This is a genomic window from Rhizobium indicum, from assembly GCF_005862305.2.
Classification (GTDB): domain Bacteria; phylum Pseudomonadota; class Alphaproteobacteria; order Rhizobiales; family Rhizobiaceae; genus Rhizobium; species Rhizobium indicum.
In genome coordinates this window covers 353,994-379,099 of sequence record NZ_CP054022.1, presented here as the reverse complement: position 1 = coordinate 379,099, position 25,106 = coordinate 353,994, and the positions used below count along the sequence as shown (strand labels likewise).

The window sequence follows — 25,106 nt, the reverse complement described above, 5'->3', positions numbered from 1 at the left end:
GCACATCGAGAATCGCATTTCCCCGAATCACAGTCAAGCGTCTTAGGCACCAAATTGGTGGATGGTTTTCTTTTGCCTGAACGAAGGTGAAGGCAAATGGAGAGTGGATATGTGACGACGCCCTTTGGGCGGCGGCCGATGTCGCTTGGCATGCTGGCAAGCCAGCAACTGGCCGAGACCATCGAGCCGGGAATGAAACGCAGTAAATGGAAGCTGTTCAGGGCGATCTGCGAAGCGCGGCCGGCGCTTGGCGTCACCGATCGGGCGCTGACGGTGCTCGATGCGCTTCTGACCTTCTACCCTGACGACGAAATCTCCGAGGAAAAAGGACTGATCGTCTTCCCGTCGAATGCGCAGCTTTCGTTGCGCGCTCGAGGCATGACCCCAGCCACCCTCAGGCGGCATCTTGCCGTCCTGGTCGAGGCCGGCCTGATCCTGCGCAAGGACAGCCCGAATGGCAAACGCTATGCGCGCCGCGACAGGGCAGGGGCCATCGGCGAGGCTTTCGGCTTCAGCGTCGCACCGCTTCTGGCGCGTGCTGTCGAAATCGAAACCCTGGCCGCCCAGGCGGTTGCCGACCGGGAGCTGCTGCGGGTGACCAGGCAACGCATGACGCTGTGCCGGCGCGATATCTCCAAGCTGATTGAGACGGCCCTCGAAGAAGGGGTTCCCGGTGATTGGGAAGGCATTTCGGCGATGTTTCGAGCGCTTCTTGCCCGACTTCCACGCGTGGCGACAGCCGAAGACCTGGCACCGCTGCTCGACGAGATGGGGCTGCTGCGTGCCGAGATCGTCAACATGCTGGAAATACGGATAAAAACAAAAAAAATAGACGCCAATGAGTCTCAAATTGAGCATCACAAACAGAATTCAAATCCCAACTCCATTTATGAATTTGAACCAAGCTTCGATACGAAGCAGGGCGAAAAGGCAGCGGCCGATAATGACCCGAACGCCGGGCCGTCCGACGAACGAAGATTGAAACCGCAAAAGCCTTCCGGCGGGATGAGCAACAGGACGGGGGGCGCGGCCGATCCAGGCGCCGGACCAAGCCTGAAATCCTTCCCGCTCGGCCTCGTCCTCCAGGCCTGCCCCAGTATTCTCGATTACGGGCCTGGCGGAAGCATCGGCAATTGGCGAGACCTTATGTCGGCGGCCGTCGTCGTGCGCTCGATGCTCGGCGTCAGTCCCTCGGCCTATGAGGAAGCCTGCTCGGGCATGGGGCCGGAAAACGCCGCAACCGTGATCGCCTGCATCTTGGAAAGGGGTGGGCACATCAATTCGCCCGGCGGTTATCTCAGAGATCTGACCCGAAGGACCGAAAGGGGCGAATTTGCGATCGGCCCGATGCTGATGGCGCTCGTGCGGGCGAATGGGCCGGCGGCGAGGCATGCCAGTTGATCGTGAGAAAGCGACTGCCTCGACATTCGCGTAGGCAGTGCGCAATCACCTCTTTACAGCTAACATGTTAGTTTGCTACATCTGATCCGTTCATTGGGAGGAAGCATATTTGACACAAAAATTCGGGCTCTCGGTTGCTCTTGCCACGCCGTTCGACAGCAATGGCGATATCGCGATCGAGGCGATGATCGAGCAGGCACGGCGCAGCCTCGCGGCCGGCTGCTCGAGTGTGACCCTGTTCGGGACGACGGGTGAAGGCTCTTCCCTCGGCACCCAGGAACGTGAGCGTATCCTCGCTTCCATGCTCGACAGTGGGATAGCCGCAAAGCAGATCATCGTCGGTGTGCTGGTCGACGCTGCCGAGGATGCGGCGATGCAGGCCGGTCATGCGCTCTCCAAGGGAGCCCGCAATATCCTTCTTGCGCCACCGTCCTATTTCAAGAACGTGAGTGACGACGGCGTCTTCCAGTGGTTTTCGGCTGTTTTCGCTATTCTGGGCGACAAGGCGCGAGACATAATCGTCTACAACATTCCTTCGGTCACCATGGTTCCGCTGAGTGTATCGCTAATCGGCCGGCTACGAACCGCCTTTCCCAATGTCGTTACGGGCGTCAAAGATTCCTCCGGCGACTGGCCTTTTACGGAAAAGCTGCTGAAGGCGCATGGCGATCTCGTCATCCTGGTGGGCGACGAACGTCACCTGGCGAAGGGCGTGCGGCTTGGCGGCCAGGGTGCGATCTCCGGCATGGCGAATTTCGTACCTCGCGAAGTCAAGCTGATGGCGGAAGAGGGCAAAGACGATTCTCGCATAGAGGATTTCGTGGCCGAATTGTTGAAATTTCCGGTGACCGCTGCCGTGAAAGCGATGGTCGCTCACTTGACGTCGGATGAAATCTGGCTTGCGGTTCGCCCACCACTCGTTTCAATATCCGACGAAGGGCAGGCGCAACTCGCTCTTGCGTTCGACACTCTTTTCCGCTCGAAGGCGGCATAGGTCGGAGATGTTTCTGGGAGAGGCGATGGACGGAACGGACGAGCAGCCGACACTGCGGGAAAAGGCGTATGAGAGCTTCACACGCCATCTTCTTGCGCGTGACGTGCGCCCCGGCCAGTTCGTTTCGCAGCGGCGCCTCGTCGAGCTGACAGGGCTGACGCTTGGCGCCATCCGCGAACTCATCCCGAGGCTCGAAGCCGAAGGTCTGATCAAGACGGTGCCCCAGCGGGGGTTGCAAATCGCGCATATCGACCTGAACCTCATTCGCGAGGCGTTCCAGCTGCGCGTCTTCCTGGAGAAGGAAGCGGTCGCGCTTTTCACCCGCTCCGCGTCTGACGAGACGGTCGCCGGGCTTGTGAAGCAGCATCGGGATATCGCCGACGCCATTCGAAATGGCGATGGATCGCACGAATTGGAAGTACACGCGCAAGCTGTCGATTGGGGCATGCATGACGCCTTTATCGATGCTTTGGGAAATACCATCATCTCGAACGCCTACCGGGTGAACTCGATCAAGATGCGCCTGATCAGTCAGGACCGTTTTCGCATCGATGGTCACGTCGGACCTGTCATGGTTGAGCACCTGAAGGTGCTCGAGGCAATCGAACGACGATCGGCGGAGGACGCCGTCAACAGCCTTGTCGCACATATCAATCATGCAAGAGATCGTGCGCTCAGGATATAATCGGAAATAAACAGCCGGGGATGAGGAGATCGCCGGCAAAAGGAGGAGGAATCACATGTCATCGTTTTTGAACCCGACGAGACGCGGCTTTCTGGCAGGTACGGCCGCTTTTGGCGCCAGCAGCATGCTCGGCGTCCGGTTTGCATCGGCTGCCGTCGATTGGAAGCGCTTTGCCGGCACGACGCTTGAAGTCAACCTGGTCAAGAGCCCGCGCAGCGAAATACTTCTGAAGTACCTGTCCGAATTCGAGGAGCTCACCGGCATCAAGGTCAATGCCGAAGCGACACCCGAACAACAGCAGCGCCAGAAAACGACCATCGAGCTGAGCTCCGGCAAGCCGAGCTTCGATGTCGTGCACATGAGCTATCATGTCCAGAAGCGGCAGTTCGAAAAGGGCGGCTGGCTTGCCGATATCGGCGGGTTTCTCAAGGACCCCTCGCTGACCGACCCGTCTCTGGTTGAAACCGACTTTGCCGAAGCCGGCCTGACTTTCGCCAAAGATCCGGACGGCGTTCTGCGTTCGCTTCCATTCTCGGTCGATTACTGGATCATCTACTGGAACAAGACGCTGTTCGAGAAGAAGGGGCTGGCCTACCCGACGACGTTTGAAGAACTCGCCAGTGCTGCGGAAGCGCTCACCGATCCTTCGAGCAACACCTACGGCTTCGTCGCCCGCGGCCTGAAGAACGCCAATACGCCGGTCTGGACGTCGCTGCTGCTCGGCTATGGTTCGAGCCCGCTCGGCCCTGATGGCAAGCTGCGCACGACATCGCAAGAAGCGATCGATGCAGCCAAGCTCTATCAAAAGCTGATGACCAAGACCGCCCCTCCCGGCGTCTCCGGCTTCAACTGGGCCGAGGCGCAGTCGGCCTTCCTGCAGGGCAAGATCGGCATGTGGCTGGACGGCGTCGGTTTTGCGCCGCCGATCGAGAATCCGGAAAAGTCGCGCGTCGTCGGCCAGGTCGGTTACGGCATCATGCCGAAAGGTCCGAAGGCACAGGCCGCGGGCACCTTCGGCGACGGGCTCGGCGTCGTCGCGGCAAGTCAGAAGAAAGAAGCCGGCTACCTCTTCTGCCAATGGGCGATTTCGCATGAAATGGGCGCACGTCTGCTGCAGGCCGGCGCCGGCGTTCCTTTCCGCCAGTCCGTCCTCGAGGATGCGAAGGTCCGCGAAGGCGTCAAGATGCCGGGCGCCTGGCTTGATGCCGTTGTCGGTTCCGGCAAGATCTCGCAGCTCGCGCTGCCGGTCATCATTCCGGTCACCGAGTTCCGCGACGTCTATGGTGTCGGTCTCACCAACATGATCGGCGGCGCCGATCCCGAAACCGAGCTGAAGGCAGCGACGGCACAGTTCGAACCCGTCCTGGCGAAAAGCGAGGGATAATGGCCTCGACAAGCATCGAAACGGCCGCAGTGGCCAAGACGTCGAAAGGAAGGAGCAAACCGGATCGGTTTGCTCCCAACTACTGGCCTTTCGTCATCCCGGCGCTCATCGTCATTGCGGCCGTCATCGTTTTTCCATGGGTGTTTACCCTTTGGATGAGCGTCAACAGCTGGACGCTTGGCCAGTCCCAGGTCTTTGCGGGACTGGACAACTATGCCCGCCTGGTCGTGGATATGCGCTTCTGGGACTCGCTGTGGCATACGGTGCTCTATACGACGCTCTCCGTGGTGGCGCCCCTTTTCCTAGGGACGCTCGCCGCGCTGATCTTCGATACGCAATTTCCGCTGCGCGGCCTTCTGCGTGGCATATTCGTGATGCCGATGATGGCGACGCCCGTCGCCATTGCCCTCGTCTGGACGATGATGTTCCACCCGCAGCTCGGCGTCCTCAACTATCTTCTCTCCCTCATCGGCATCGGCCCGCAGGAGTGGATCTATAATCAGAACAGCGTCATCCCATCGCTGGTGCTGGTCGAGACTTGGCAATGGACGCCGCTTATCATGCTGATTGTGCTCGGCGGTCTGGCGGCGGTTCCACGCGAGCCCTATGAAAGTGCCGAAATCGACGGAGCCAATGTCTGGCAGAAATTTCGCTATCTGACGCTGCCGATGATCGCGCCATTCCTGATGATTGCCGTGATGATCCGCAGCATCGATGCGGTGAAAAGTTTCGACATCATTTACGCCATGACCCAGGGCGGCCCGGGCACGGCGTCGGAAACGATCAACATCTATCTCTACAACACTGCTTTCGCTTACTACGATATTGGCTATGGATCTGCGATGGCGGTTGTCTTTTTCATCCTCATCGTCCTGCTCGCCTTCGTCCTGATGATGCTGCGGCAGCGCGCGAACTGGTCCGACGGGGAGGCACGCTGATGAAGCGCAAGACGCTCGATCGCATCGGCTTGCTGTTTGTTGCCCTGGTGATGATATCGCCGGTCGTCCTGTTCTTCCTCTGGATGATCTCGCTGTCGCTGAAATATGAAATCGACAACGGCGCTTATCCGCCGATCTTCATCCCGGAGCGCTTTGCCTGGTCGAACTATCTGAAGGTTTTCGAGGAGAACAACTTCTTCCTCTATCTCTGGAATTCGGTGCTGGTGACCGGTGCCGCCACGCTTCTGGCGCTGCTGATCGGCGTACCGGCCGGATATGGCATCGCGCGCCTGAAGGCTGAGAAGTCTGCGTTGGTCATCATGATCGCGCGCATGACGCCCGGCCTTTCCTTCCTGATCCCGCTCTTCCTGCTGTTCCAGTGGCTGAATCTGCTCGGCACGCTGCTGCCGCAGATCATTATCCATCTCGTCGTCACTGTGCCGATCGTCGTGTGGATCATGATCGGTTATTTCGAGACGACGCCGATGGAGCTGGAAGAGGCTGCAAGCATCGACGGCGCAACACCCTGGCAGGTTTTCCGGCTGGTCGCCTTGCCGATCGCCAGGCCAGGCATTGTCGTCGCCTTCATCCTCTCGGTCATCTTCTCGTGGAACAACTTCGTCTTCGGCATCGTGCTCGCCAGTCGCGAGACGCGCACGCTCCCCGTCGCCGTCTACAACATGCTCTCATTCGAACAGGTCAGTTGGGGTCCGCTGGCGGCGGCGGCATTGATTGTCACCTTGCCGGTGCTGATATTGACGGTGTTCGCGCAACGGCAGATCGTAGCGGGCCTGACGGCCGGCGCCGTCAAGTGAGCGGGTGAGACTACGGTTTTGACGACTTCTTCTATTTCTATCTTCGACCCGCCTCCCGGTCAGGCGCGCCGCGTTTTGTGTGTCGGCGCGGCGGTTATGGACACCCTGTTTCGTGTACGCTCGCTACCGACTGGCCAGGGCAAAATCCTGCCTTACGATATGCTGCAGGTCGCCGAGGGCATGGCATCGAGTGCTGCCTTTGCAGTCGCCCGGCTGGGCGGCAATGCCAGCCTCTGGGGTGCAGTCGGCGATGATTCCACTGGCGAACGCATCATTGCCGACCTCAGCGATAGCGGCATAGACACGGGCGGCATGCTGCGCGTGGTAGGCGCCCGCTCGGCCGTTTCGACGATCCTTGTCGATGATCAGGGCGAGCGCTTGATCGTGCCTTTCTACGATGCAGGCCTGCACGAGACGATCAAGCCGGTCACAAAACAGGAAATTTCTGCTTTCGATGCGGTGCTGGTCGACGTCCGGTGGCCGAAGCTTGCGCTGCGGACGTTGGTGGCAGCCAGAGACGCGGCCATTCCGGCCATTCTCGATGGTGACGTTGCAGGCGATGGCGTGATCGAGATGCTTGCACCGGCCGCCAGCCACATCGTGTTCTCGCAGCCGGCGGCCGAACGGCTTGCCGGAACAGCCGAGCTGGTGAAGGTCGTCGGCCTTCTCAAGCGAAAGTTCGAGCATGCCTTCATCAGCGTCACGGCTGGCGAAAACGGCTGCTTCTGGTTCGATGACCGAACCGGCGAAGTTGTCCATCTTGTCGCTCCGAAGGTGAGGGCCGTCGATACGCTCGCAGCCGGCGATATCTTCCATGGCGCTTTCGCGTTGGCTATCGCCGAAGGCATGCCGATCGAAGAGGCGATGCGCTTGTCATCCATGGCGGCGGCGCTCAAATGCCAGGTTTTCGGCGGTCGCACCGGCGCGCCCACCAGAGCCGAAGTCTGCAGGGTGCTGCAAAATTGGGACCCGCCGGTGGCGGCGATGAGAGGTCCCAATTGGAAGAGGTCGGAAGGCCGATAAAGTGATCACAACGGGAGAGTTGTGAAGATCCGGGCAGCAACGGCCGTTAACGGTGAACGCCATGGAGGCGTTCACGCTTGCGCTGTCACCCAAAGGCGACCAAGCCCATGCGGCCAGTTATACGGCGCTTAGTCCATATCCCCGACCTAAGAACAGCGCACCTCGAACCTGAGGCTGTCGCCAGCATTGCGCCAACCCAGCACGGGTGATCGTCGGTCGCGGCTGGCAATCAAATGTTCATTTGAACATTTCATTCTTGCAAAGTGAAACTCGCCTGTTACCATCGGGCTCACGTTCGTAGCGGGAGGCTTCGGACCGACAACAAGTGGGAGTGAGGATGAACAAGATCGCTTTTTTCCTGTCCGCAGGATTGACCAGCCTATCGTTATCCGTTCCGGCAATGGCAGCCACGAAGATCCAGTGGTGGCACGCGATGGGCGGCGAGAATGGCGCGAAGCTTGAACAGATCGCCAAGGGGTTCAACGCATCTCAATCTGACTACGAGATCGTCCCGGTCTTCAAAGGCACTTATGACGAGACGCTGACGGGCGCCATTGCTGCGTTCCGCGCCAACCAGCAGCCCGCAATCGTGCAGGTCTACGAAGTCGGCACCGGCACCATGATGGCAGCACAGGGCGCGGTCTATCCCGTTTACCAGTTGATGAAGGATGAGGGGGAGGCCTGGGACCAGAGCAAATTCATTGCTCCGGTCGTCGGTTACTACTCGGACACCAGCGGCAACGTTCTGTCCTTGCCGTTCAATTCCTCGACGCCGATCATGTATTACAACAAGGATGTCTTCAAGAAGGCGGGGCTTGATCCGGAGACGCCGCCGAAAACATGGGCGGACGTTGAAGCCTTTTCGCGGACGATCATGAAGTCCGGCGCAGCCAGATGCGGCTTCACCAGCGCCTGGATCTCGTGGATCCAGACTGAGAACCTGAATGCGCTGCACGATAAGCCGTATTCCACAAAGGCCAACGGTTTTGGCGGCTTGGACGCAGAATTCACCTTCAACAATGATCTCACGATCCGCCATTGGGGCAACCTGAAGAAGTGGCAGGACGAGGGGCTCTTCAAATTCGGAGGACCTGGCGGCGGCGATAACGCTCCTCCGATGTTCTATTCTCAGGAATGCGCGATGTACATGAACTCGTCCGCCGGTCGGGCAGGGGTCATCAACAACGCAAAGGCTTTCAAGGTCGGTTTTGCGCCGCTTCCCTACTATGACGACGTTATTCCGCAGCCGCTCAACTCGATTATCGGCGGCGCCACGCTCTGGACGCTGAAGGGTCGCCCGGAAGAGGAATACAAAGGTGTCGCGAAGTTCTTCACTTACCTGCAGAAGCCGGACGTCCAAGCCGATTGGCATCAGTTCTCGGGCTACCTGCCGATAACCGAGGCTGCCTATAAGCTGGGCCAGGATCAGGGCTATTACGAGAAGAATCCCGGAGCAGATATCGGTATTAAGCAGCTGACGCGGGTGACACCCACCGACAATTCCAAGGGCATCCGGTTCGGCAACTACGTCCAGGTGCGTGGCATCATCGACGATGAGTTTGCGACCTTGCTGGGCGGGAAGAAGACGGCGAAGGAAGCAGTTGATTCCGTGGTCGCACGAGGCAACGAACAGCTTCGCGATTTCCAGTCCGCCAACTAATGGGCTCCGCGACGGGGGCTGGTGAAAGACCGGCCCCCGTTTCCCATCCGTCAGTGTGAGGGCCCATGCAAACCAAACGGACCGTATTTCCCAACAAGCTTTTGCCTTACCTGCTCATCGCTCCCCAAATTTTCGTGACGGTGGTCTTTTTCCTCTGGCCTGCGGCAACTGCATTCTGGCAATCTTTCCTGCGCCAGGACGCCTTCGGTTTCAAAACGAGCTTCGTCTGGTTCGAAAACTACCGTCGGCTCTTCGCCGATCCGATCTACATCAATGCCTTTGGCCACACGCTCATCTTCGCCATTCTCGTGACGGTGCTATCAACGTCAATTGCGCTGCTCCTGGCTGCAGCGGCAATGCGTGTGTTGCGCACCTCTCGAATTTATTCGACCTTGCTCATTTGGCCATATGCCGTCGCCCCCGCGATCGCCGGCATTCTTTGGTGGTTCATGTTCAATCCGTCGATCGGTATCGTCGCGTATATGTTGCGAGCGATGGGGATCAACTGGAACCATCTGATCAATCCCGATGATGCCATGGTTCTGATCGTGATCGCGGCGACGTGGAAACAGATTTCCTATAACTTCTTGTTTTTCTTGGCTGCGCTGCAATCCGTCCCACGCTCGCTTCAGGAAGCCGGGGCCATTGACGGAGCCGGGCCGATGAAGCGTTTCTGGACGATCGTCTTCCCGCTGATCTCACCGACGACCTTCTATCTGATCGTCATCAATATCGTTTACGCGATGTTCGATACGTTCGGCATCATTCATGCGACCACCCAAGGCGGACCGGCGCGCGCGACGGAAATCCTTGTCTACAAGGTCTATTTCGACGGCTTCATCGGACTGAATTTGGGTTCGTCGGCGGCGCAGTCGGTCATTCTCATGGTGATCGTCATCGCTCTGACCGCGGTCCAATTCCGCTTCATCGAACGCCGCGTGCAATATTGAGGAATCCCAAGGATGGTTGAAAATCGCCCCTTCCTAAATTTCCTGGCGCACCTTGTCCTCATCATTGGCGTCACGATCGTGGTCTTTCCGGTCTACGTGGCTTTCATCGCATCGAGCCACGGCCCAAACGACTTCTTGTCAGGCGTCGTACCACTGACACCAGGTAGCCACATCATCGAGAATTATTCGACGATGCTGTCATCCGGGATGACAAGCTCAGGGGCGCCGCCGATCGGGCCGATGATGATCAACTCGCTGATCATGGCGGTTGGCGTCGCCGTCGGGAAGATCATCATTTCGATCCTTTCGGCCTTTGCCATCGTCTATTTCCGGTTTCCGTTCCGGACCTTGGCATTCTGGATGATCTTCATCACCCTGATGTTGCCGGTCGAGGTGCGCATCGTGCCGACCTATAAGGTCGTCGCCGACCTTGGAATGCTGAACAATTACGGCGGCCTCATCATTCCGCTGATAGCATCGGCAACCGCAACCTTCCTGTTTCGTCAGTTCTTTCTGACAGTCCCTGACGAACTGATGGAGGCTGCCCGTGTCGATGGAGCAGGGCCGATGAAGTTCTTCCGCGATATTCTGCTGCCGCTGTCGATCACCAATATCGCGGCGCTCTTCATCATCCTCTTCGTGCTCGGCTGGAACCAGTATCTCTGGCCGCTCATCATAACGACCGACCAGAGCTTCTATACCGTCGTAATGGGAATCCAGCGCATGGCAGCGGTTGCCGATGCCGAGCCGCGCTGGAACCTCGTGATGGCAGCGGTCATTCTGGCCGCCCTGCCACCTGTCCTCGTCATCGTCGCCATGCAACGCCTTTTTGTCAAAGGCCTGGTCGAAACGGAGAAATGAAATGGCAACGATCAACATCATCGACGTCAAGAAGAATTATGGTGCCGTTCCGGCGGTCAAAGGCATCAACCTGTCTGTTGCGGATGGCGAACTCATCGTGCTCGTCGGCCCGTCCGGCTGTGGCAAGTCAACTTTGCTTCGCATGATTGCCGGGCTGGAAACCATCAGCGAGGGCCACGTCGAGATTGCCGGCCGCAATGTCAACAAGGCAGAGCCCGCCGACCGCGATATCGCCATGGTCTTTCAAAATTACGCGCTTTATCCGCATATGACCGTGCGCGGAAATCTCGAATATGGTTTGAAAAATCGCGGCACCGAACGGGCGGAAATCAACCGCCGTGTGGCGGAGGCGGCCGAGATCCTCGAAATCGGGCCGATGTTGGATCGTAAGCCTCGCGAACTGTCCGGCGGGCAACGCCAGCGTGTTGCGATGGGGCGCGCCATCGTTCGCGAGCCGGCCGCCTTCCTTTTCGATGAGCCTCTGTCCAATCTCGATGCCAAATTGCGGGTACAGATGCGCGTTGAAATACGCCGGCTGCAACGGCGCCTGAAGACCACCAGCATCTATGTCACCCATGACCAGCTTGAAGCGATGACGCTGGCAGACCGGCTGGTCGTCATGAACGGAGGACTTGTCGAACAGGTCGGCACGCCCGTGGCGGTCTACGATCGCCCGGCGAGTTTGTTTGTCGCCAGCTTCATCGGCTCACCGCCTATGAATCTTGTGCCGATCGACGTCCTCAGGGCAGCCGACAGCGAAAGTGCCCTGGCATTGCCCGCCGGCACCGACATGGTCGGTCTTCGCCCAGACGCGCTGCTCGTCACCAAGCCGGTTGAGCCTTCCGTTCGTCTCAATGCAACGGTCGAGTTGCTCGAGCCAATTGGGGGAGAAAGCCATCTGCATGTGCGATTGGGTGGGAGCCAGCAGACGGTCGTCCTGACCGTACCGGGGCGTCCGGATTTTGCCGAGAACGCAAATGTCGACGTCTTCGCACGTGTCGGCGCGATGCACCCTTTCAACAGCGATACCGGAAAACGCACCGATTGACTCCGGTTTATTATTTCTCCATCCCACCCAGAAGACGACGAAAGTGATGAGACGATGACGACCGTAGAGCCGCGATCCGGCCCGAGACGCAGTGAAGTTCAGGCGCATCGAGGCGCCTCTGCCATAGCGCCCGAGAATACCATTGCCGCTTTCCGGGCGGCCGCTGAACAAGGCGCGGAGTGGGTCGAACTCGACGTTGCACTTCTTGCCGACGGTACGCCGGTCGTCATCCACGACGTTTCTATCGATCGCTGTTCCTCGTCAAAGGGAAATCTTGCCGACCTCACCGCATCGGATCTCGAAGCCATCGACGCGGGCTCATGGTTCAGCCCTAAATTCAAAGGTGAACCACTGCCAACGCTGGCCCGCGTTGTTTCGGCGCTTGGCGAACTCGGCCTCAACGCCAATGTCGAGATCAAGCAGCATGCCCATCACAAGTCACTCGACCAACTGGTCAAAGTCGTTGATCAACATCTGAAGGCGCGGGCGGCGCACACCAAGATCATGATCTCGAGCTTTGATGCCGCTGCGTTGAAGGGAATGCACGAGATTGATCCAAGCTACGAGCTCGCCATGCTGTGGAGCAAGTTGCCTGCGGATTGGCTGGATGTCCTTCGGTCGATTCCCGCAAAGACCATCCATCTCGACTACAAGGCACTGAGTATCGGGTTTCTCGAGGAGGCCGTGCGTCGCGGCATCTCGGTGCGGGCGTGGACCTGCAACGATCCCAGGCGGCTCGCATCTTTCTGGGATGTTGGTTTGACCGGTGTGATAACAGACGACCCCAGTGTCTACCTCACGTAAGGAGCGGCGATGGGGCAGCGGATCATATCGAGCCGACAACGTGAGATCCTCGCGCTGATCGAAGCGGAAGGTGTTCAGTACATCGAGGAGCTGGCGCGCCGGTACGATTTGACGACGCAGACGATCCGCCGCGATATCAATGCATTATGCGATCTCGGGCACGCGCGGCGCTTCCACGGCGGCGTCGACCTACCGGTCGAGGGCAGCAACATCTCGCTCAATGCCCGCGCCCAGCTCAATCGGCGGGCCAAGCGGCTGATCGCCAAGCGCGTCGCTTCCGATATAGGTGCAGAGGCGACAGTGTTCCTGGGGATCGGCAGCACGGTTCGGTTCGTTGCAGAGGCGTTGCGTGATCACCAGGGTCTGACGGTGATCACCAACAACATCCACGTCGCTTTGAGCCTTTGCGACGCGCCGAGTGTCGAGGTCCATTTGACGGGTGGTCTTTTGCGTCACGACGATCGCGACGTGGTGGGCACGGATGTGATCAAGTTCGTCGAAAAATTCTATGCGACTTACGCAGTCGTCGGCGCAGGCGCTTTAAGCCCGCTCAACGGTCTGATGGACTTCAGCTATAGCGAAGCCCAAATCACCAATGCCCTCCTTGAGAATTCGCAAACGCAGATTCTGGCCGCCGACGTCAGCAAGTGGACGCGAAACGCTTCCGTGCGTGTGGCGCCATTCAGCAAACTCACCCGTTTTTACACCGATCGGTTGCCTGGCGAAGCGGCCGCCATCAATGCCCTCGCCGAGAGCGGCTTGGACGTGGTCACATGCAGCGAGGACATGACATGAGCTACGTAGACCTGGCGCCATCAGCTCGTGAGTTACAGGATGTGCGCTACCTGTTCACCGACATCGACGATACCCTGACCACCGAAGGCAAGCTTCTGCCGCAAACCTACGAAGCTCTCTGGGATCTCAGCCGGGCGGGTATTGCCGTCGTGCCGGTTACGGGCGGCTCCGCCGGTTGGTGCGAACATATCGTTCGTGCCTGGCCGGTGGCCGCAGTCATCGGCGAAAGTGGCGCATATTGTGTCACCCGTCGGGACGGTGCAGTCGTCTTCGACTATTGGGAGGACGCCGCCCTCCAGACCGAGCGCCAGCGTCAGCACCTCCAGGCAATCGAAGAGCTGGTCTCGCGAAGGGGCGCGGCGTTCAGAATTGCCCACGACCAGGTCTTTCGGCTGGCGGACGTCGCGATCGATATTCAGGGTCACGACCCGCGTGAGGTCGAGGATCTCGCATCCAGTATAAAAGCCATTGGCGGAACGGTTGCGATCAGCTCCATTCACATCAACACTTGGATCGGTGATTACAACAAGCGCTCGATGAGCGAGCGCGTTTTAACCGAGATGTTTGGTGTCGATCCCGATGAAACAGCCGCTGTGACCGCCTTCGTCGGTGACTCTCGAAATGATGCACCGATGTTTGGCTTTATCCGCAACTCCTTCGGGGTCAACAACATCATCCCGGTTCTTTCACAATTGCAACACGCGCCGAAATGGGTCTCCTCGCAGCCCGCCGGGCTTGGCTTTGCCGATATTGCCCAAACAATCTTGAACGCGGCTGGCGCAGGTTCTGAGACGTCTCATCAGCTTTTGACTGAGCCGGCGGTCATGCCTGCCAGGAAGTAGCGTTGAGCAACCAGGTAAAGGACCAGAAGGGGAAGGGAACCGAGCACGCTCATCGCCATCATCTCGTTCCATTCGAAGGCGTGCTGGCCCATCAGAAGCTGGATGCCGATCGGAACGGTTCTGAGGTCCATCGACTTTGTCAGCGTCAGCGCAAAGAGGAATTCGTTCCACGCCAGCAGGAAGGTGTAGACCGCGGTGGCGACGATCCCGGGGATGGAGACCGGAACGATGACGCGCCATAGGGCCGTCCAGCTCGAGCCGCCGTCGACCAGGACGGCCTCGTCCAGCTCTTTCGGCAAGGTGTTGAGATAGCCTGTCATCAGAAGGACGGCGTAAGGCAGGGTGAAGACCATGTAGGTGAGGATCAGCGCCAGATAGGTATCGAAGATCCTGAAGGCGACCACCATTCCGAAATAGGGAATGAGAAGGGTAATCGGCGGAACGGTCTGGGTGCTGATGATGAAGATGTTCAAGGTGTTCTTGAACCGGAACTGATAACGGCTGAAACCGTAGGCGGTCACGATCGCGACGAGGAGGGTCAGGGCGGTGACGACGCCGGCGACAAAGTAGCTGTTGATGAAGAACCGCACTTTCACCGGATCGTTGAAAATCGTCAGATAGGCGGCCACCGTGAAATCATCCGGCAACAGCCGCGGCGGAAGGGCGAAGATTTCGGTATTCGATTTCAGCGAACTGAAAAACATCCACACGATCGGAAAAGCCGAAAAAACCAGGCCGATCGCCAGACCGAGATAGGTCAGGATGGTCGGCAATAGGGAGCTCTTGAAGGAACGCTTTGCCATGGCGGTCACCTGCGCTGCTGGTGTTTGATGTAGAAATAGGTGACGCTCATCGAGATGATGAGGATGATCATCGCGCTCGCCGAAGCCAGCGAGAATTCATATTGGGAGAAGGCGAGCTTGTAGGTGAAGGTGGAGAGCACTTCCGTCGAATAGATCGGGCCGCCGCCCGTCGTCATCCATACCAGCGGAAAAACCTGCATCGTCCAGATGAAATCGAGAAGCGCGATGCTGATGATGATCGGCATCAGCTGCGGAATGGTGATGTACCAGAACTTTTGGAGTCCGTTGGCGCCGTCGATGCCGGCCGCCTCGTAAAGCTCCTTCGAAATGCCCTGGAGGCCGGCGAGCAGGCTGACCATGTAAAGCGGATAACCCGCCCAGATGTTTGCAAAGGTCAAAGCGTGAATGGCGGTGCGCGTCGACGAAAACCACTCGACCTTGAAGTTGATGATATGGAGCGCCATCAGCACGCTGTTGACGACGCCGTTCGGGTCGAGCAGCAGGCGCCAGATGATGGCGATGATGACGGCGGTAAACAGCCAGGGCAGGATGAAGAGCACACGCAGGATGCTGCGAATAAGCGGATCGACGCGGTTGGTGTTCAACAGCAGCGCAAAGGCCAGGCCGATGATGAAGTGGAAGACGACGCTCATGATCGTGAAATAAAGCGTCTGCGCGACCGACTGCCAGAAGACCGGATTCTCGAAGATCGTCATATAATTCTGGACGCCCGCGAAGGCAGCGTCCTTTTTCATGATGGCGCCGTCCATCAGTGAATATTTGAAGACCATCACCATGGGAAACAGCATCAGCAGGACAAGCAGCAGGGTCGCCGGCGACACGTAGAAATACGGCACCAGCTTCCTCAGGGTGCTGTAACGAAGCCATCCTTTTCTTCGCGCTTTGGGGTGCGCAGCGACCAGAGCCGTAGCCGAATGATTCATGAGCTGTGACTTTCTATTCTGCCGAAATTTGACGACTTGCACCGGCAGCGCCTGGTTGCGCTGCCGGTGATCCGTGAAAGCGACGTGCTTAGAACTTCGCCAGCCAAGCCTTCTCGGTATTGGCAGCTGCTTCCTTGGCTGACTGCCCGCCGTCGAACATCTTCTGAACTTCGACGTTCATGTCGCGCATCAGCTCTTCGGCAACCGGAAGGCCGACGAATTCGTTTGCAGGATAACCGCTCTGGAAGATTTTGAAGGCTTCCGCGAAGATCGGGTCCGAGGCCACGAAGTCCGGCTTGGCATGGACGTTGCCGGGGAAGGCATTGGCAATCGAGACGAGACGGCCGTTGACGTCAGGGCTCATCAGGTATTCGACGAGCTTCCAGGCTTCTTCCTTGTGCTGGCTGCCCTCGCTGATGCCGATGCCCCAGGACGCATAGGGCATGCCGCGCTTGCCGGTGTAGCCGTCCGTGGCCGGCAAAGCGGAGATGCCGAAATTGAGCTTCGGATTACGCTCGCGGATGAGGTTCACATGGGCGAGGGAGTCGACCATCATGCCGACGCGGCCATTGACGAATTCCTCGACCTTGTCCTGTTCCTTCTTGGCAAAAATGCCGGGAGAAATAACGCCTTCCTTGTTGAGGGAAGCGATATAGTCGAGCGTGCCGACGACTGCTTCATTTTCGAGGTCAGGCTTGCCGTCCTTCAGCATCGAGGCGCCGGAGGCCCAGACCCAGGACATGACGTCGTTCTGGATTCCGCTCGGAGACTGCAGCGATAGCGGCAGGACCCAGCCGTATTGGTTCTTCGAGGCGTCGGTCATTTTCTTCGCGGCTTCGGCAAATTCCGTGCGCGTCGTCGGCAGCTTGTCGACGCCGGACGCCTTGGCGATATCCAGGTTCACGAAGACGGGATAGACGAAGGATGCCAGCGGGAACATCACGCTCTTGCCATCGACCTTGACGATATCGGTGATCTGGCTTTTGTCGTATTTCGCCTTCTCCATCAGTTCGTCCATGGAGGCGATCGCGCCCTGCTTGGAGAGCCCGTTTACCCAGGCACCATCGAGGCCCACCACGTCGCTGAGCGTTCCCGAGGCTGCACCGACGACGATCTGGTCACGCGTCGTGGCATAGGGACCGCTGACCAGCGTCACTTTGATGCCGGGGTTTTTGGCTTCGAAATCGTTCATGATGCCGCGCAGAGCGCCCGACGGCATTTCGGGTTCCCACCATTGAATGAACTCGATGGTGGTGTCGGCAAACGCCGATGTGGCGCAGAGCGCCCATACCGCCACGGCAGCCCGCATCGTCACGCCGAATTTTCTGATATTCATCTGTGCCTCCCAAAGATTGTCAGTTAATCGATCCTCCTCAAGATCGTAGGCAAAGTAGGTTCCCTGAAGCCCCCAGCTGTCAATGAAGAACTGCGATCGGGAAGAGATGGGAGGCCGGCATTCACGGCGTGTGTCGAGTTAAATCATTGATAAAAAATAATAAAACCGATTGACATCATCGGTATTTTTCTGCAGCATTTGTGTTGCTTGTGACGCATTTTTTCTTTACTTTCGTAAACAAATGAAAGTTTACCCAACAAAATGAAAAGCGTGGAACCCGGCGTCTTCACTGCAAATTTTCGAATTTGGGGCGCTGAAACAAGCACCTTTTGCAACCACGCGGCGCAAATGGCGCAAGTCGCAGTGAAGGGAATATTTCGATTTTCGAAAGGGAGGGCAGGGCCCGCACCAAAAATGACGGATCACGCCGGCTTACGCGGTGGTTTTCGACGATTCAGGATACGAAGACCACCTGTACAAATTGCCGAATGCGTGATTTGGCGCGTCAGAGGATCGGCCGTTGCGTGAAGTCATTCCCGATCAGTTGTCGTCGTCCCGGCAGTAAGGAATTGAATGGCCAAGAAAAATTATAAATCGATGGACGACTTCGCGACTGCCGCCGGCGTATCGCGTCCGACCTTGTCGAAATATTTCGATGATCCCTCACAGATCAAGGAGGTGACCCGCAAGCGTATCGAGGCGGCTCTCAAGAAGTCGCATTTCGAGCCGAACCTTTTCGCCCGGCATCTCAATCGCAAGCGTACCAGGAATATCGGGATTCTGGTCCCGACCATGTCGGATCCCTTTTATGTGCAGGTCGTGTCGCTGATCGAGCTGGAGTTGCGCGAAAAGGGATTCTGGCCCGTCCAGATCTCTTCGCATACGCGGCCGGAGCTGGAGGCGGAGGCCGTGCGGACCTTGCTGTCGCTGAAGGTTGCAGGCGCGATCGTGGCGCCGCTCGGAGCCGGTTCACGCCGTTCCGCGCTGGAAAGACTAAGCGGCGCAATCCCCGTCGTCTGCTTCGACAACCCTGCCGGCGCTGACCTTCCCTATGTCGGCAACGATAACGCGCAAAGCATGGCAGCCATTGTGCAATATCTCTGCCGGTCCGGTGAGCCACCGATATTCCTGGAGATTCCGCATTTGACCGAAAATGCCGGCGAGCGGCAGGAGAGCTATCGCGCGACCATGGCGAGGGAAGGGCATGCTCCGCTGGTCATCGATTGCGACGCACCACCTTCCTGGGAATTCGAGCGTCTCGGATACGAGCAGATGCAGAGAATTCTTGCCAAAGGCGGCCTTCCCGGCAAAACGCTGCTATGCGCCAATGACCGCTTCGCTTTCGGAGCAATGGCTGCCGCATTCGCTTCGGGACTGAAAATCGGCCGTAGTGACGCGTGCGACGTACGCATTGCCGGGCACGACGACCACCCGCTGAGCCGATATACCTGTCCGTCGCTGACGACGATGGCCCAGAACGCGCCCGAGATCGCCGCGAAATCCGTAGAGCTGTTGCTGGCGCATATCGAAAGCGAGGATGATGGGACGACCCCTATGACGAACAAGGTGATCCTCGAGGCAACGCTGGTCATGCGCGACTCGGCTTGAGACTGGGCAGGTTCCCGCCTCAACGGGCAAGCGCAGGATCCATGGCGCGCCATGCCATAGCAATAACCTCGAGAGCCTCCTGCGCCTCCGGAATGGCCCGTCGCTTCGAGACGAAGCCATGGATCTGTCCGGGCCAGGTCCGGGTCGTTGCCTTCGCCTCGGTACTGAGCCGCTCGGCATAAGCGGCCCCTTCGTCGAACAGCACGTCGTATCCGGCAAGGATCACGAGAGCCGGCGCCACGCCCGCCAGCGACGCTACGTTCAGCGGTGAGGCTCGCCAGTCCGACCGGCTCGCGGCGTCCGGCAGATAGTGGTCTCGGAACCATTTCATCGCTGCGGCCGTCAGGCCGAAATCCTCTTCGTAACGTGAGTAGCTGTCGGTTGTCTGCAACTGGTCGGTCACCGGATAGATCAGCACCTGTCCGATGACAGCCGGCACCTGTCCGTCCCGCGCCAGCAGGGCGACGACGGCGGCCAGATTGCCGCCGGCGCTATCGCCGGCGACGAGAATTCGCAAGGGATCGATGCCGAGCGCATCCGCCTGCTCCGTCATCCAGACGAGTGTGGCGGCGCAATCGTTTATGGCAGCGGGAAAGGGGTGTTCCGGGGCGAGGCGATAGTCGGGCGAGACGACGACGGCGCCTGCCATATTGGCAAGCGCCCGGCAGATATCCTCATGGGTTTCCGGCGCGCCGATCACAAAGCCGCCGCCATGGAGATAAAGCAAGGACGGAGCGCCCTGGCGCGGCGCGGTCCGTCCGCGCCATATTTTCAACCGGATGGCGCCCACATGCCTTTCCAGGATCTCGGCCACGTCTTCGAGCGGCCGCTGGATGTCTGCGAAACTATCGAGATATTGCTGCCGCGCCAGCGCCGGCGTACAACTTTCGACCGGTGTTTCCGGATCGCCGGGCCATGCAAGCGCGCGTTTGGCGGATTCATCCAGTTGTGTCATGCCAGCAAACTCCTCGCTTCGTCTTCCCGCAATTCTTTTGGCTGCGCGACAATACCCGGAATGGTCTGCACGACACCGGTTTCACCGGCACGCAGGATCGCTTCCATGACTTCGAGCACATGGAGAGCGAGATCGCCCGAAGCACGCGGCGCACGGCCCTCGATGATTGCGCGTGCGAGATCGGCAAGGCCCAGCATGCGGTAGTTGGCGCGATCAGGCGCTGCGATCGGCCAGTTGACGGCGCCAAAGAGTTCGCCTGATGTATCCGTTTCCTGCCAGGGCGCGCCGCGGCTGGAGAGCGCGACGGAGCCGCCGAAATTGTCGGGGTCGGGCAGACGCAGCGAGCCTTCGGTCCCGTGGAGCTCGATGGGGTGATTGGAGTGGCGGAAGACGTCCCAGGAGGTGCCGAAGGTGACCGTGGCACCGCAATCGAATTCCAGCAACGACAGCACGCTGGTCGGCGTGCCGACCTTGAACGTGGTGCCCTGCTTCGGTCCCTCCGCCGTGATGAGCCGCTCTTCCTGCCCGCTTGTGGCGACGGCCTGCACACGGCGGATCGGCCCCATCAGATTGACCATCATCGTCAGATAATAAGGCCCCATATCCATGACCGGGCCGGCGCCGGCCTGGTAATAAAAGCTGGGATCCGGATGCCAGTGCTCCATGCCGCGCCCCATCATGAAGGCTGTCCCGGTCACCGGCTTGCCGATGGCGCCGGCTTCCATCTGCCGCCGGGCATGGCGTCCGGCCGCCCCCAGGAACGTGTCTGGCGCCGAGCCGAGCATGAGGCCCTTTACGGCGGCGGCATCCACCAACCGGCGTCCTTCGGCGGCCGTGACTCCGAGCGGCTTCTCCGTGAAGACATGCTTGCCCGCCGACAGCGCCCGTATCGAAACGTCAAAATGCGCGGCCGGGATCGTCAGATTGAGGATGAGGTCGATGTTCCTGTCGTCGATGAGGCTATCGACGTCAGCCGCACGCAGATCGAACTCAGCTGCGCGGCGCTTGGCGGCGTCTGCGTTGAGGTCTGCACAGGCGATGATTTCGACGCCGCGAAACAGCGGCGCGTTGCGCATATAGGCGAGCGAAATGTTGCCGCATCCCACAACGCCGATCCTGAGTTTCATGCCATTGGTCTGTGTCATCGAAGAACCTGATTTTGCCGTTGCGGGTGCGAAGGGTTGAGGGTGCGTTACATTTTAATCGCAAGGAATAAAATATATTGACGCACGGTAACATTTGACCGTACGTAATGGCAAGACGCTGTCGTCGCAATCCCCGCTGAAGAGACCGCCGGCTTCGGTATCGGCTGTCATCAACGAATAGGTCAGGACCGCGATATGAAAAATGCTGAGCCGCAGATCGGCTGCCAAACATTCACCTGGGAGATGCTGGGCACGGGTTGGGGCGGCGGTCCGGATGATCTGGTGCGCGCCATTGCCGATGGCGGATATGCCGGTCTCGAAATTACCGATACGATGATCGGTCACTACGCGCTCAAGCCTGCCGACTTTGCCCGCACCCTGACGGATGCCGGCTTGGCGCTGGTTTCCTTTGCCTTCGGCTCCGCCAGCGGCTTCACGGTGGCGGAAAAGATTGCCTCCGATCTCGAAACGGCGCGGCGATGGATGGATTTCGCGGCGAACTTTCCCGGTGCGATGGTATCGATGGGATCGGCGACGGTTGTCTCGGATGGTCCACGCGATGAGAAATTTGCCATTGCGGCCGAGTGCTACAATCGTGCGACCGAGATTGGACAGTCGGCTGGCGTCACTGTAGCTGTCCATCCTTCCTCGCACCACAACACGCTGCTGTTCACGCGGAACGACTATGATCAGCTGTTTGCTCTCTTGGATCCACAAGTGGGTTGGGTGCCGGATACCGGCCATATCCTGCGTGGCGGCCAGCAGATCGGCGACACGCTGGCGGCCCACCGGGACCGGATCCGTTACGTGCATCTGAAGGATGTCGACGCCGGCGGGACCTGGGCGATGCTCGGCGAAGGCGTCTGCGACGTGCCTGCCGTGATTTCGGCCGTTCGCAATGCGCCGCAATTTATCGGCTGGATCGTGGTGGAAGAAGAATCGGACCATGCCGGAACCGATCCTTCCGCCGCCGTTCGCGCGAACCGCGAGACGCTTCGACGTCTGGGATTTTAGCCCATCTCGCTTTCCCCGGCATCGGCCGGGGCCTTCGGCTCGCGCCAAAGCCTCTCCCGTTTCTCTTTTGAAATGGACAGGTGGACTGCAGATCACGCGTAGCGAACCTCCACGCCCAGCTTGTCCAACCGGTGACGGATGCTGTGCGGCATGTTGCTATCCGTGATGATCAGATCGACGCGTGACAGCGAGAAGGCTTTGGAGGAGGCGCCGATGTCAAATTTGCTCGAATCCGCCACGAGGACGACACGCCGGGCCATGCGAACCAGGTTGCGCTTGGTCCGCGCCACGTCCTCGGAGACATCGACGACATCGAAGGCCTGATCGATCGCGTGGGCGCCGACAAAGGCCTGGTGGGCGACGAGCCCGCCGACCGCCTTGTCGGAGTCCTGTACGATCGTGCTCACGGTGCTGGGAAACACGCGGCCGCCGATCATGTGCACGTCGAGCCCTGGCCGGTACATCAGATGCTGGGCGATGTTCATTGCCGTCGTCGCAACCACGACGTTGTTGACCGGTGGCATCTGCATGGCCACCTGCAACAGCGTCGAACCGCTGTCGAAGACGATCGACTGGTTATCGATGATCTGTCGCGCAGCCATCTGGGCGATGCGTCGCTTCGCATCGAAATTGCGTTGCATGCGTTCCTCGAAAGCCGCTGCCGGAGAGTCGGACGGCAGGGCGATTGCCCCGCCATGCGTTTTGATCAACTGCTTTTTGGCGTCCATGATTTCGAGATCGGAGCGGATCGTCACTTCCGAGACCTCGAAGAATTCCGCGAGCTGGCGGGTGCGTGCCTGGCCGACCCGTTGAAGTTCCAGCATGATCTGCTGCCGCCTCTGTTCTGCAAGCATATGTGATCCCGACCTGTCGCCCTTTGCGATCATATGGCTTTTGAAAAACGAAAGTTCACCGCCTTATCCTACGGCGCTTGCTACAAAAATAGCCGCATGATGACGAAAATGCACGTCAAAAATTCATCATCCATGTAAAAACGAAAGAAATCGAAATATTGAATATTTGTTTGTTTTCGAGTTAGGGTTCCCCCAGCATCGGCGCCAGCAATCGCAAAGCCGGCAATCACAAAGGAAGTATCGCCATGGGTCTCGGAACCAAAGTCCGCCTCGCACGCCTGTTCTCGAACCCATCGGGTCATCTGTTCGGAGGCGCCGTCGATCATTTTGTCGGTTATGGCAATGTGCGTGAGGGCGGGCTTGCCGATCTGCCGGGTGCGCTCAGACGCGTCATGGCTGGGGGGCCTGACTACATCAGCATCCAGCCTGGCGCGGCGCGCCACCTGTGGTCGGAATATGCCGGAAAGGCAGCGCTGGTCATTCAGGGCGGTTGCTTCACGGCTGACGACCGCATTCGCCAGCTCATTGCGACCCCGGAAGACGCGGTGCGTTATGGTGCGGACGCACTGGCTGTCGCCATTCCCGTGCGCGGCGCCACAGAAGGAGAGTATATCCGCTGGCTCACCGATACGGTCAACGCCGCTGCCCGCTTCGAGATGCCGGTCGTCGCCCATGTCTATCCCCGCGATTTCACAGATGGCGGCAAGATCGTATTCACGCCGGATGAGATTGCCTATGCGGTGCGCATCGGCTTCGAGGCCGGTGTCGACGTGATCAAGGTCGGCTACACCGGCGATTTCGAATCCTTCCGTGAGACGGTCGCGACCTGCCCGATTCCAGTCGTGATCGCCGGCGGCCCGAAGACCGATACGCTGCTCGGGGCGCTCGTCCAGACGTCGGAAGCACTGCGCGCTGGGGCCAAAGGCGCGGTCGTCGGTCGCAACCTCTGGGGTCACGGCGATACGACCATGGCTGCACGCGCCTTCAAGTTGGTCATTCATAAGGGGATGACGCCGGAGGATGCGCTGGCGGCGGCCGGTGCTTGAGACGTGTCGCGCCCTTTCCAGGTTCTGGGCTTCGGCGCCCTGGCAATCGATGACATCATCTATGTCGATCGGGGGCTGACGGCCGGCAAGGGGAAAGTGACGAAGCGCACCACGGACCATGGCGGCAACGTGGCGACGGCCCTTGTTGCCGTCGCCCGGCTCGGCGGGCGGGCCGGCTTCATCGGCTGGCTCGGCGATGAGACAACGGCCGACGTGGCGGGCAGCGAGCTCGAGCGGGACGGTGTCGACATATCGCTGGCTCCCCGCCACGCGGATGCTGCGCCGATCCGCTCCGTGATCACGGTCGGTCCCGACGGCGACCGGTTCATCGCCTATGACGACGATGTGCTGCACGGCACGTCGGATGCGCTGCCCGATGATGTTCTGATGCAAGCCCCGGTACTGTTGATCGATGGTTATGCCACGCACTCGGAAAACGTCGTGGCGCGCGCACGCGCCCTGGGTCTGGCCGTGATTGCCGATATTGAATGGACGGTGGGCGCCGCGACCGACCGGATCCTGGCTTTTGCCGATCATCTGGTGCTGCCGCTTGCCTTCGGGCGGGAGTACACCGGCGAGGGTGATCCCACGATGATCCTGGACAAACTCTGGTCCGGGGATCGGTCCGCGGTTGTCCTGACCGATGGCGAGCGAGGGACCTACCTCCGCCAGAAAGGCGATGCCATCCGCTGGCATTTGCCAGCCTACCAGGTTCAGGCGGTCGACACGACCGGCGCCGGTGATTGCTTTCACGGTGCCTACGCTCTTGCCCTCGCGAGGGGTAAGAGCCCGCTTGATTGCACTGCCTATGCCACGGCGGCTGCCGCCATTTCCGTGACCGCACGGGGAGGGCGCCGAGGCCTGCCAGATCACCTGATGTGCCTGGCATGGATGGCGGCGGAGAATGCGCCTGAGCCGATGCCGATGCCGATGCCGGGATGCCAAAAATGAGCGCGGGCGGCGATGGGTGCCAGCACCGGTCGACTGCCCGAGCAGAGCCTCAAGGCTGACTTGGCATTGAATCGCTTTGAGCGATCTCTCAACAGCGGCAACTTCGATCACAAAAGTTACGCGCGATAAAAAATATAATTCCGCAGTTTATTTTTAATTTCTTGTAAAAGATCGATATTTTTCAAATAGATATTAGGAACGGCTGGCAATCTGCGGCGAACTATCCTCGATTCTTTGGTTGACTTTGAAG

At 59.2% G+C, this 25,106-nt stretch carries 24 protein-coding genes; 18 read left to right on the top strand and 6 right to left on the bottom strand.

Annotated features, from left to right (window positions below; all coding sequences use genetic code 11):
• Positions 1 to 96: 96 nt before the first annotated feature.
• The 14 genes from repC to FFM53_RS26135 all read left to right on the top strand — a co-directional run bounded on the left by repC (position 97) and on the right by FFM53_RS26135 (position 14,200).
• On the top strand, positions 97 to 1,401 hold the full coding sequence (gene repC, locus FFM53_RS26200; RefSeq protein WP_138388863.1) for a plasmid replication protein RepC: 1,305 nt from the start codon (positions 97 to 99) through the stop codon (positions 1,399 to 1,401).
• A gap of 109 nt (positions 1,402 to 1,510) precedes the next feature.
• The gene (locus FFM53_RS26195) at positions 1,511 to 2,395 is read left to right on the top strand and encodes a dihydrodipicolinate synthase family protein (protein WP_138388864.1); all 885 of its coding nucleotides are present in this window, start codon (positions 1,511 to 1,513) and stop codon (positions 2,393 to 2,395) included.
• A gap of 7 nt (positions 2,396 to 2,402) precedes the next feature.
• Entirely contained in the window at positions 2,403 to 3,080 is a 678-nt protein-coding gene (locus tag FFM53_RS26190) for a GntR family transcriptional regulator (protein WP_171600412.1), read from the top strand.
• A gap of 55 nt (positions 3,081 to 3,135) precedes the next feature.
• Complete coding sequence (locus tag FFM53_RS26185) at positions 3,136 to 4,464, top strand: ABC transporter substrate-binding protein (RefSeq protein WP_138388866.1); 1,329 nt, start codon at positions 3,136 to 3,138, stop codon at positions 4,462 to 4,464.
• Entirely contained in the window at positions 4,464 to 5,402 is a 939-nt protein-coding gene (locus tag FFM53_RS26180; protein ID WP_138388867.1) for a carbohydrate ABC transporter permease, read from the top strand. The genes FFM53_RS26185 and FFM53_RS26180 overlap by 1 nt, the downstream gene beginning before the upstream one ends.
• Entirely contained in the window at positions 5,402 to 6,217 is an 816-nt protein-coding gene (locus FFM53_RS26175) for a carbohydrate ABC transporter permease (protein ID WP_064655543.1), read from the top strand. The genes FFM53_RS26180 and FFM53_RS26175 overlap by 1 nt, the downstream gene beginning before the upstream one ends.
• Before the next feature lie 18 nt (positions 6,218 to 6,235).
• Complete coding sequence (locus FFM53_RS26170) at positions 6,236 to 7,240, top strand: sugar kinase (protein ID WP_138388868.1); 1,005 nt, start codon at positions 6,236 to 6,238, stop codon at positions 7,238 to 7,240.
• Between the two features lie 337 nt (positions 7,241 to 7,577).
• Complete coding sequence (gene ugpB / locus FFM53_RS26165; protein ID WP_138388869.1) at positions 7,578 to 8,900, top strand: sn-glycerol-3-phosphate ABC transporter substrate-binding protein UgpB; 1,323 nt, start codon at positions 7,578 to 7,580, stop codon at positions 8,898 to 8,900.
• A gap of 65 nt (positions 8,901 to 8,965) precedes the next feature.
• Positions 8,966 to 9,850 (top strand): sn-glycerol-3-phosphate ABC transporter permease UgpA, encoded by an 885-nt coding sequence (ugpA, locus tag FFM53_RS26160; RefSeq protein ID WP_138388870.1) that lies wholly within the window; start codon positions 8,966 to 8,968, stop codon positions 9,848 to 9,850.
• Between the two features lie 12 nt (positions 9,851 to 9,862).
• The gene (gene ugpE, locus FFM53_RS26155; protein ID WP_138388871.1) at positions 9,863 to 10,711 is read left to right on the top strand and encodes a sn-glycerol-3-phosphate ABC transporter permease UgpE; all 849 of its coding nucleotides are present in this window, start codon (positions 9,863 to 9,865) and stop codon (positions 10,709 to 10,711) included.
• Between the two features lies 1 nt (position 10,712).
• Complete coding sequence (locus FFM53_RS26150) at positions 10,713 to 11,759, top strand: sn-glycerol-3-phosphate import ATP-binding protein UgpC (protein WP_138388872.1); 1,047 nt, start codon at positions 10,713 to 10,715, stop codon at positions 11,757 to 11,759.
• 54 nt (positions 11,760 to 11,813) lie between these two features.
• Complete coding sequence (locus FFM53_RS26145; protein WP_138388873.1) at positions 11,814 to 12,563, top strand: glycerophosphoryl diester phosphodiesterase; 750 nt, start codon at positions 11,814 to 11,816, stop codon at positions 12,561 to 12,563.
• A 9-nt stretch (positions 12,564 to 12,572) separates the two neighbouring features.
• On the top strand, positions 12,573 to 13,358 hold the full coding sequence (locus FFM53_RS26140) for a DeoR/GlpR family DNA-binding transcription regulator (RefSeq protein WP_138388874.1): 786 nt from the start codon (positions 12,573 to 12,575) through the stop codon (positions 13,356 to 13,358).
• Positions 13,355 to 14,200, top strand: coding sequence for an HAD family hydrolase (locus FFM53_RS26135; RefSeq protein ID WP_138388875.1), 846 nt, complete (start codon positions 13,355 to 13,357; stop codon positions 14,198 to 14,200). The genes FFM53_RS26140 and FFM53_RS26135 overlap by 4 nt, the downstream gene beginning before the upstream one ends.
• On the opposite strand, the gene FFM53_RS26130 is transcribed toward FFM53_RS26135, so the two are convergent.
• The 3 genes from FFM53_RS26130 to FFM53_RS26120 all read right to left on the bottom strand — a co-directional run bounded on the left by FFM53_RS26130 (position 14,158) and on the right by FFM53_RS26120 (position 17,283).
• On the bottom strand, positions 14,158 to 15,003 hold the full coding sequence (locus tag FFM53_RS26130) for a carbohydrate ABC transporter permease (protein WP_138388876.1): 846 nt from the start codon (positions 15,001 to 15,003) through the stop codon (positions 14,158 to 14,160). The two genes, FFM53_RS26135 and FFM53_RS26130, sit on opposite strands and share 43 nt — an antisense overlap.
• 5 nt (positions 15,004 to 15,008) lie before the next feature.
• The gene (locus FFM53_RS26125) at positions 15,009 to 15,947 is read right to left on the bottom strand and encodes a carbohydrate ABC transporter permease (RefSeq protein ID WP_138388877.1); all 939 of its coding nucleotides are present in this window, start codon (positions 15,945 to 15,947) and stop codon (positions 15,009 to 15,011) included.
• Positions 15,948 to 16,035: 88 nt separating this feature from the next.
• The gene (locus FFM53_RS26120) at positions 16,036 to 17,283 is read right to left on the bottom strand and encodes an ABC transporter substrate-binding protein (RefSeq protein WP_064655552.1); all 1,248 of its coding nucleotides are present in this window, start codon (positions 17,281 to 17,283) and stop codon (positions 16,036 to 16,038) included.
• Positions 17,284 to 17,856: 573 nt separating this feature from the next.
• On the opposite strand from FFM53_RS26120, the gene FFM53_RS26115 reads away from it, so the two are divergent.
• Positions 17,857 to 18,891 carry a LacI family DNA-binding transcriptional regulator gene (locus FFM53_RS26115; RefSeq protein ID WP_138388879.1) on the top strand — a complete coding sequence of 345 codons (1,035 nt, stop codon included), beginning with the start codon at positions 17,857 to 17,859 and terminating at the stop codon, positions 18,889 to 18,891.
• 19 nt (positions 18,892 to 18,910) lie between these two features.
• On the opposite strand, the gene FFM53_RS26110 is transcribed toward FFM53_RS26115, so the two are convergent.
• Together FFM53_RS26110 and FFM53_RS26105 are read right to left on the bottom strand one after the other, a co-directional pair.
• Positions 18,911 to 19,846: an alpha/beta hydrolase gene (locus FFM53_RS26110; RefSeq protein ID WP_138388880.1), complete on the bottom strand. Its 936-nt coding sequence runs from the start codon at positions 19,844 to 19,846 to the stop codon at positions 18,911 to 18,913.
• Entirely contained in the window at positions 19,843 to 20,991 is a 1,149-nt protein-coding gene (locus FFM53_RS26105) for a Gfo/Idh/MocA family protein (RefSeq protein WP_138388881.1), read from the bottom strand. Before FFM53_RS26105 ends, FFM53_RS26110 begins: the two co-directional genes overlap by 4 nt.
• A 195-nt stretch (positions 20,992 to 21,186) precedes the next feature.
• Between FFM53_RS26105 and FFM53_RS26100 the strand changes: the two genes are divergently transcribed.
• The gene (locus FFM53_RS26100) at positions 21,187 to 22,005 is read left to right on the top strand and encodes a sugar phosphate isomerase/epimerase family protein (RefSeq protein ID WP_138388882.1); all 819 of its coding nucleotides are present in this window, start codon (positions 21,187 to 21,189) and stop codon (positions 22,003 to 22,005) included.
• Between the two features lie 92 nt (positions 22,006 to 22,097).
• Here FFM53_RS26100 and FFM53_RS26095 read toward each other — a convergent pair whose 3' ends face one another.
• Positions 22,098 to 22,859: a DeoR/GlpR family DNA-binding transcription regulator gene (locus FFM53_RS26095; RefSeq protein ID WP_003550157.1), complete on the bottom strand. Its 762-nt coding sequence runs from the start codon at positions 22,857 to 22,859 to the stop codon at positions 22,098 to 22,100.
• A gap of 245 nt (positions 22,860 to 23,104) precedes the next feature.
• Between FFM53_RS26095 and FFM53_RS26090 the strand changes: the two genes are divergently transcribed.
• Together FFM53_RS26090 and FFM53_RS26085 are read left to right on the top strand one after the other, a co-directional pair.
• Positions 23,105 to 23,905 carry a beta/alpha barrel domain-containing protein gene (locus tag FFM53_RS26090; protein WP_138388883.1) on the top strand — a complete coding sequence of 267 codons (801 nt, stop codon included), beginning with the start codon at positions 23,105 to 23,107 and terminating at the stop codon, positions 23,903 to 23,905.
• A gap of 3 nt (positions 23,906 to 23,908) precedes the next feature.
• Positions 23,909 to 24,856 carry a PfkB family carbohydrate kinase gene (locus FFM53_RS26085; RefSeq protein ID WP_138388884.1) on the top strand — a complete coding sequence of 316 codons (948 nt, stop codon included), beginning with the start codon at positions 23,909 to 23,911 and terminating at the stop codon, positions 24,854 to 24,856.
• The last annotated feature ends 250 nt before the right edge of the window (positions 24,857 to 25,106 follow it).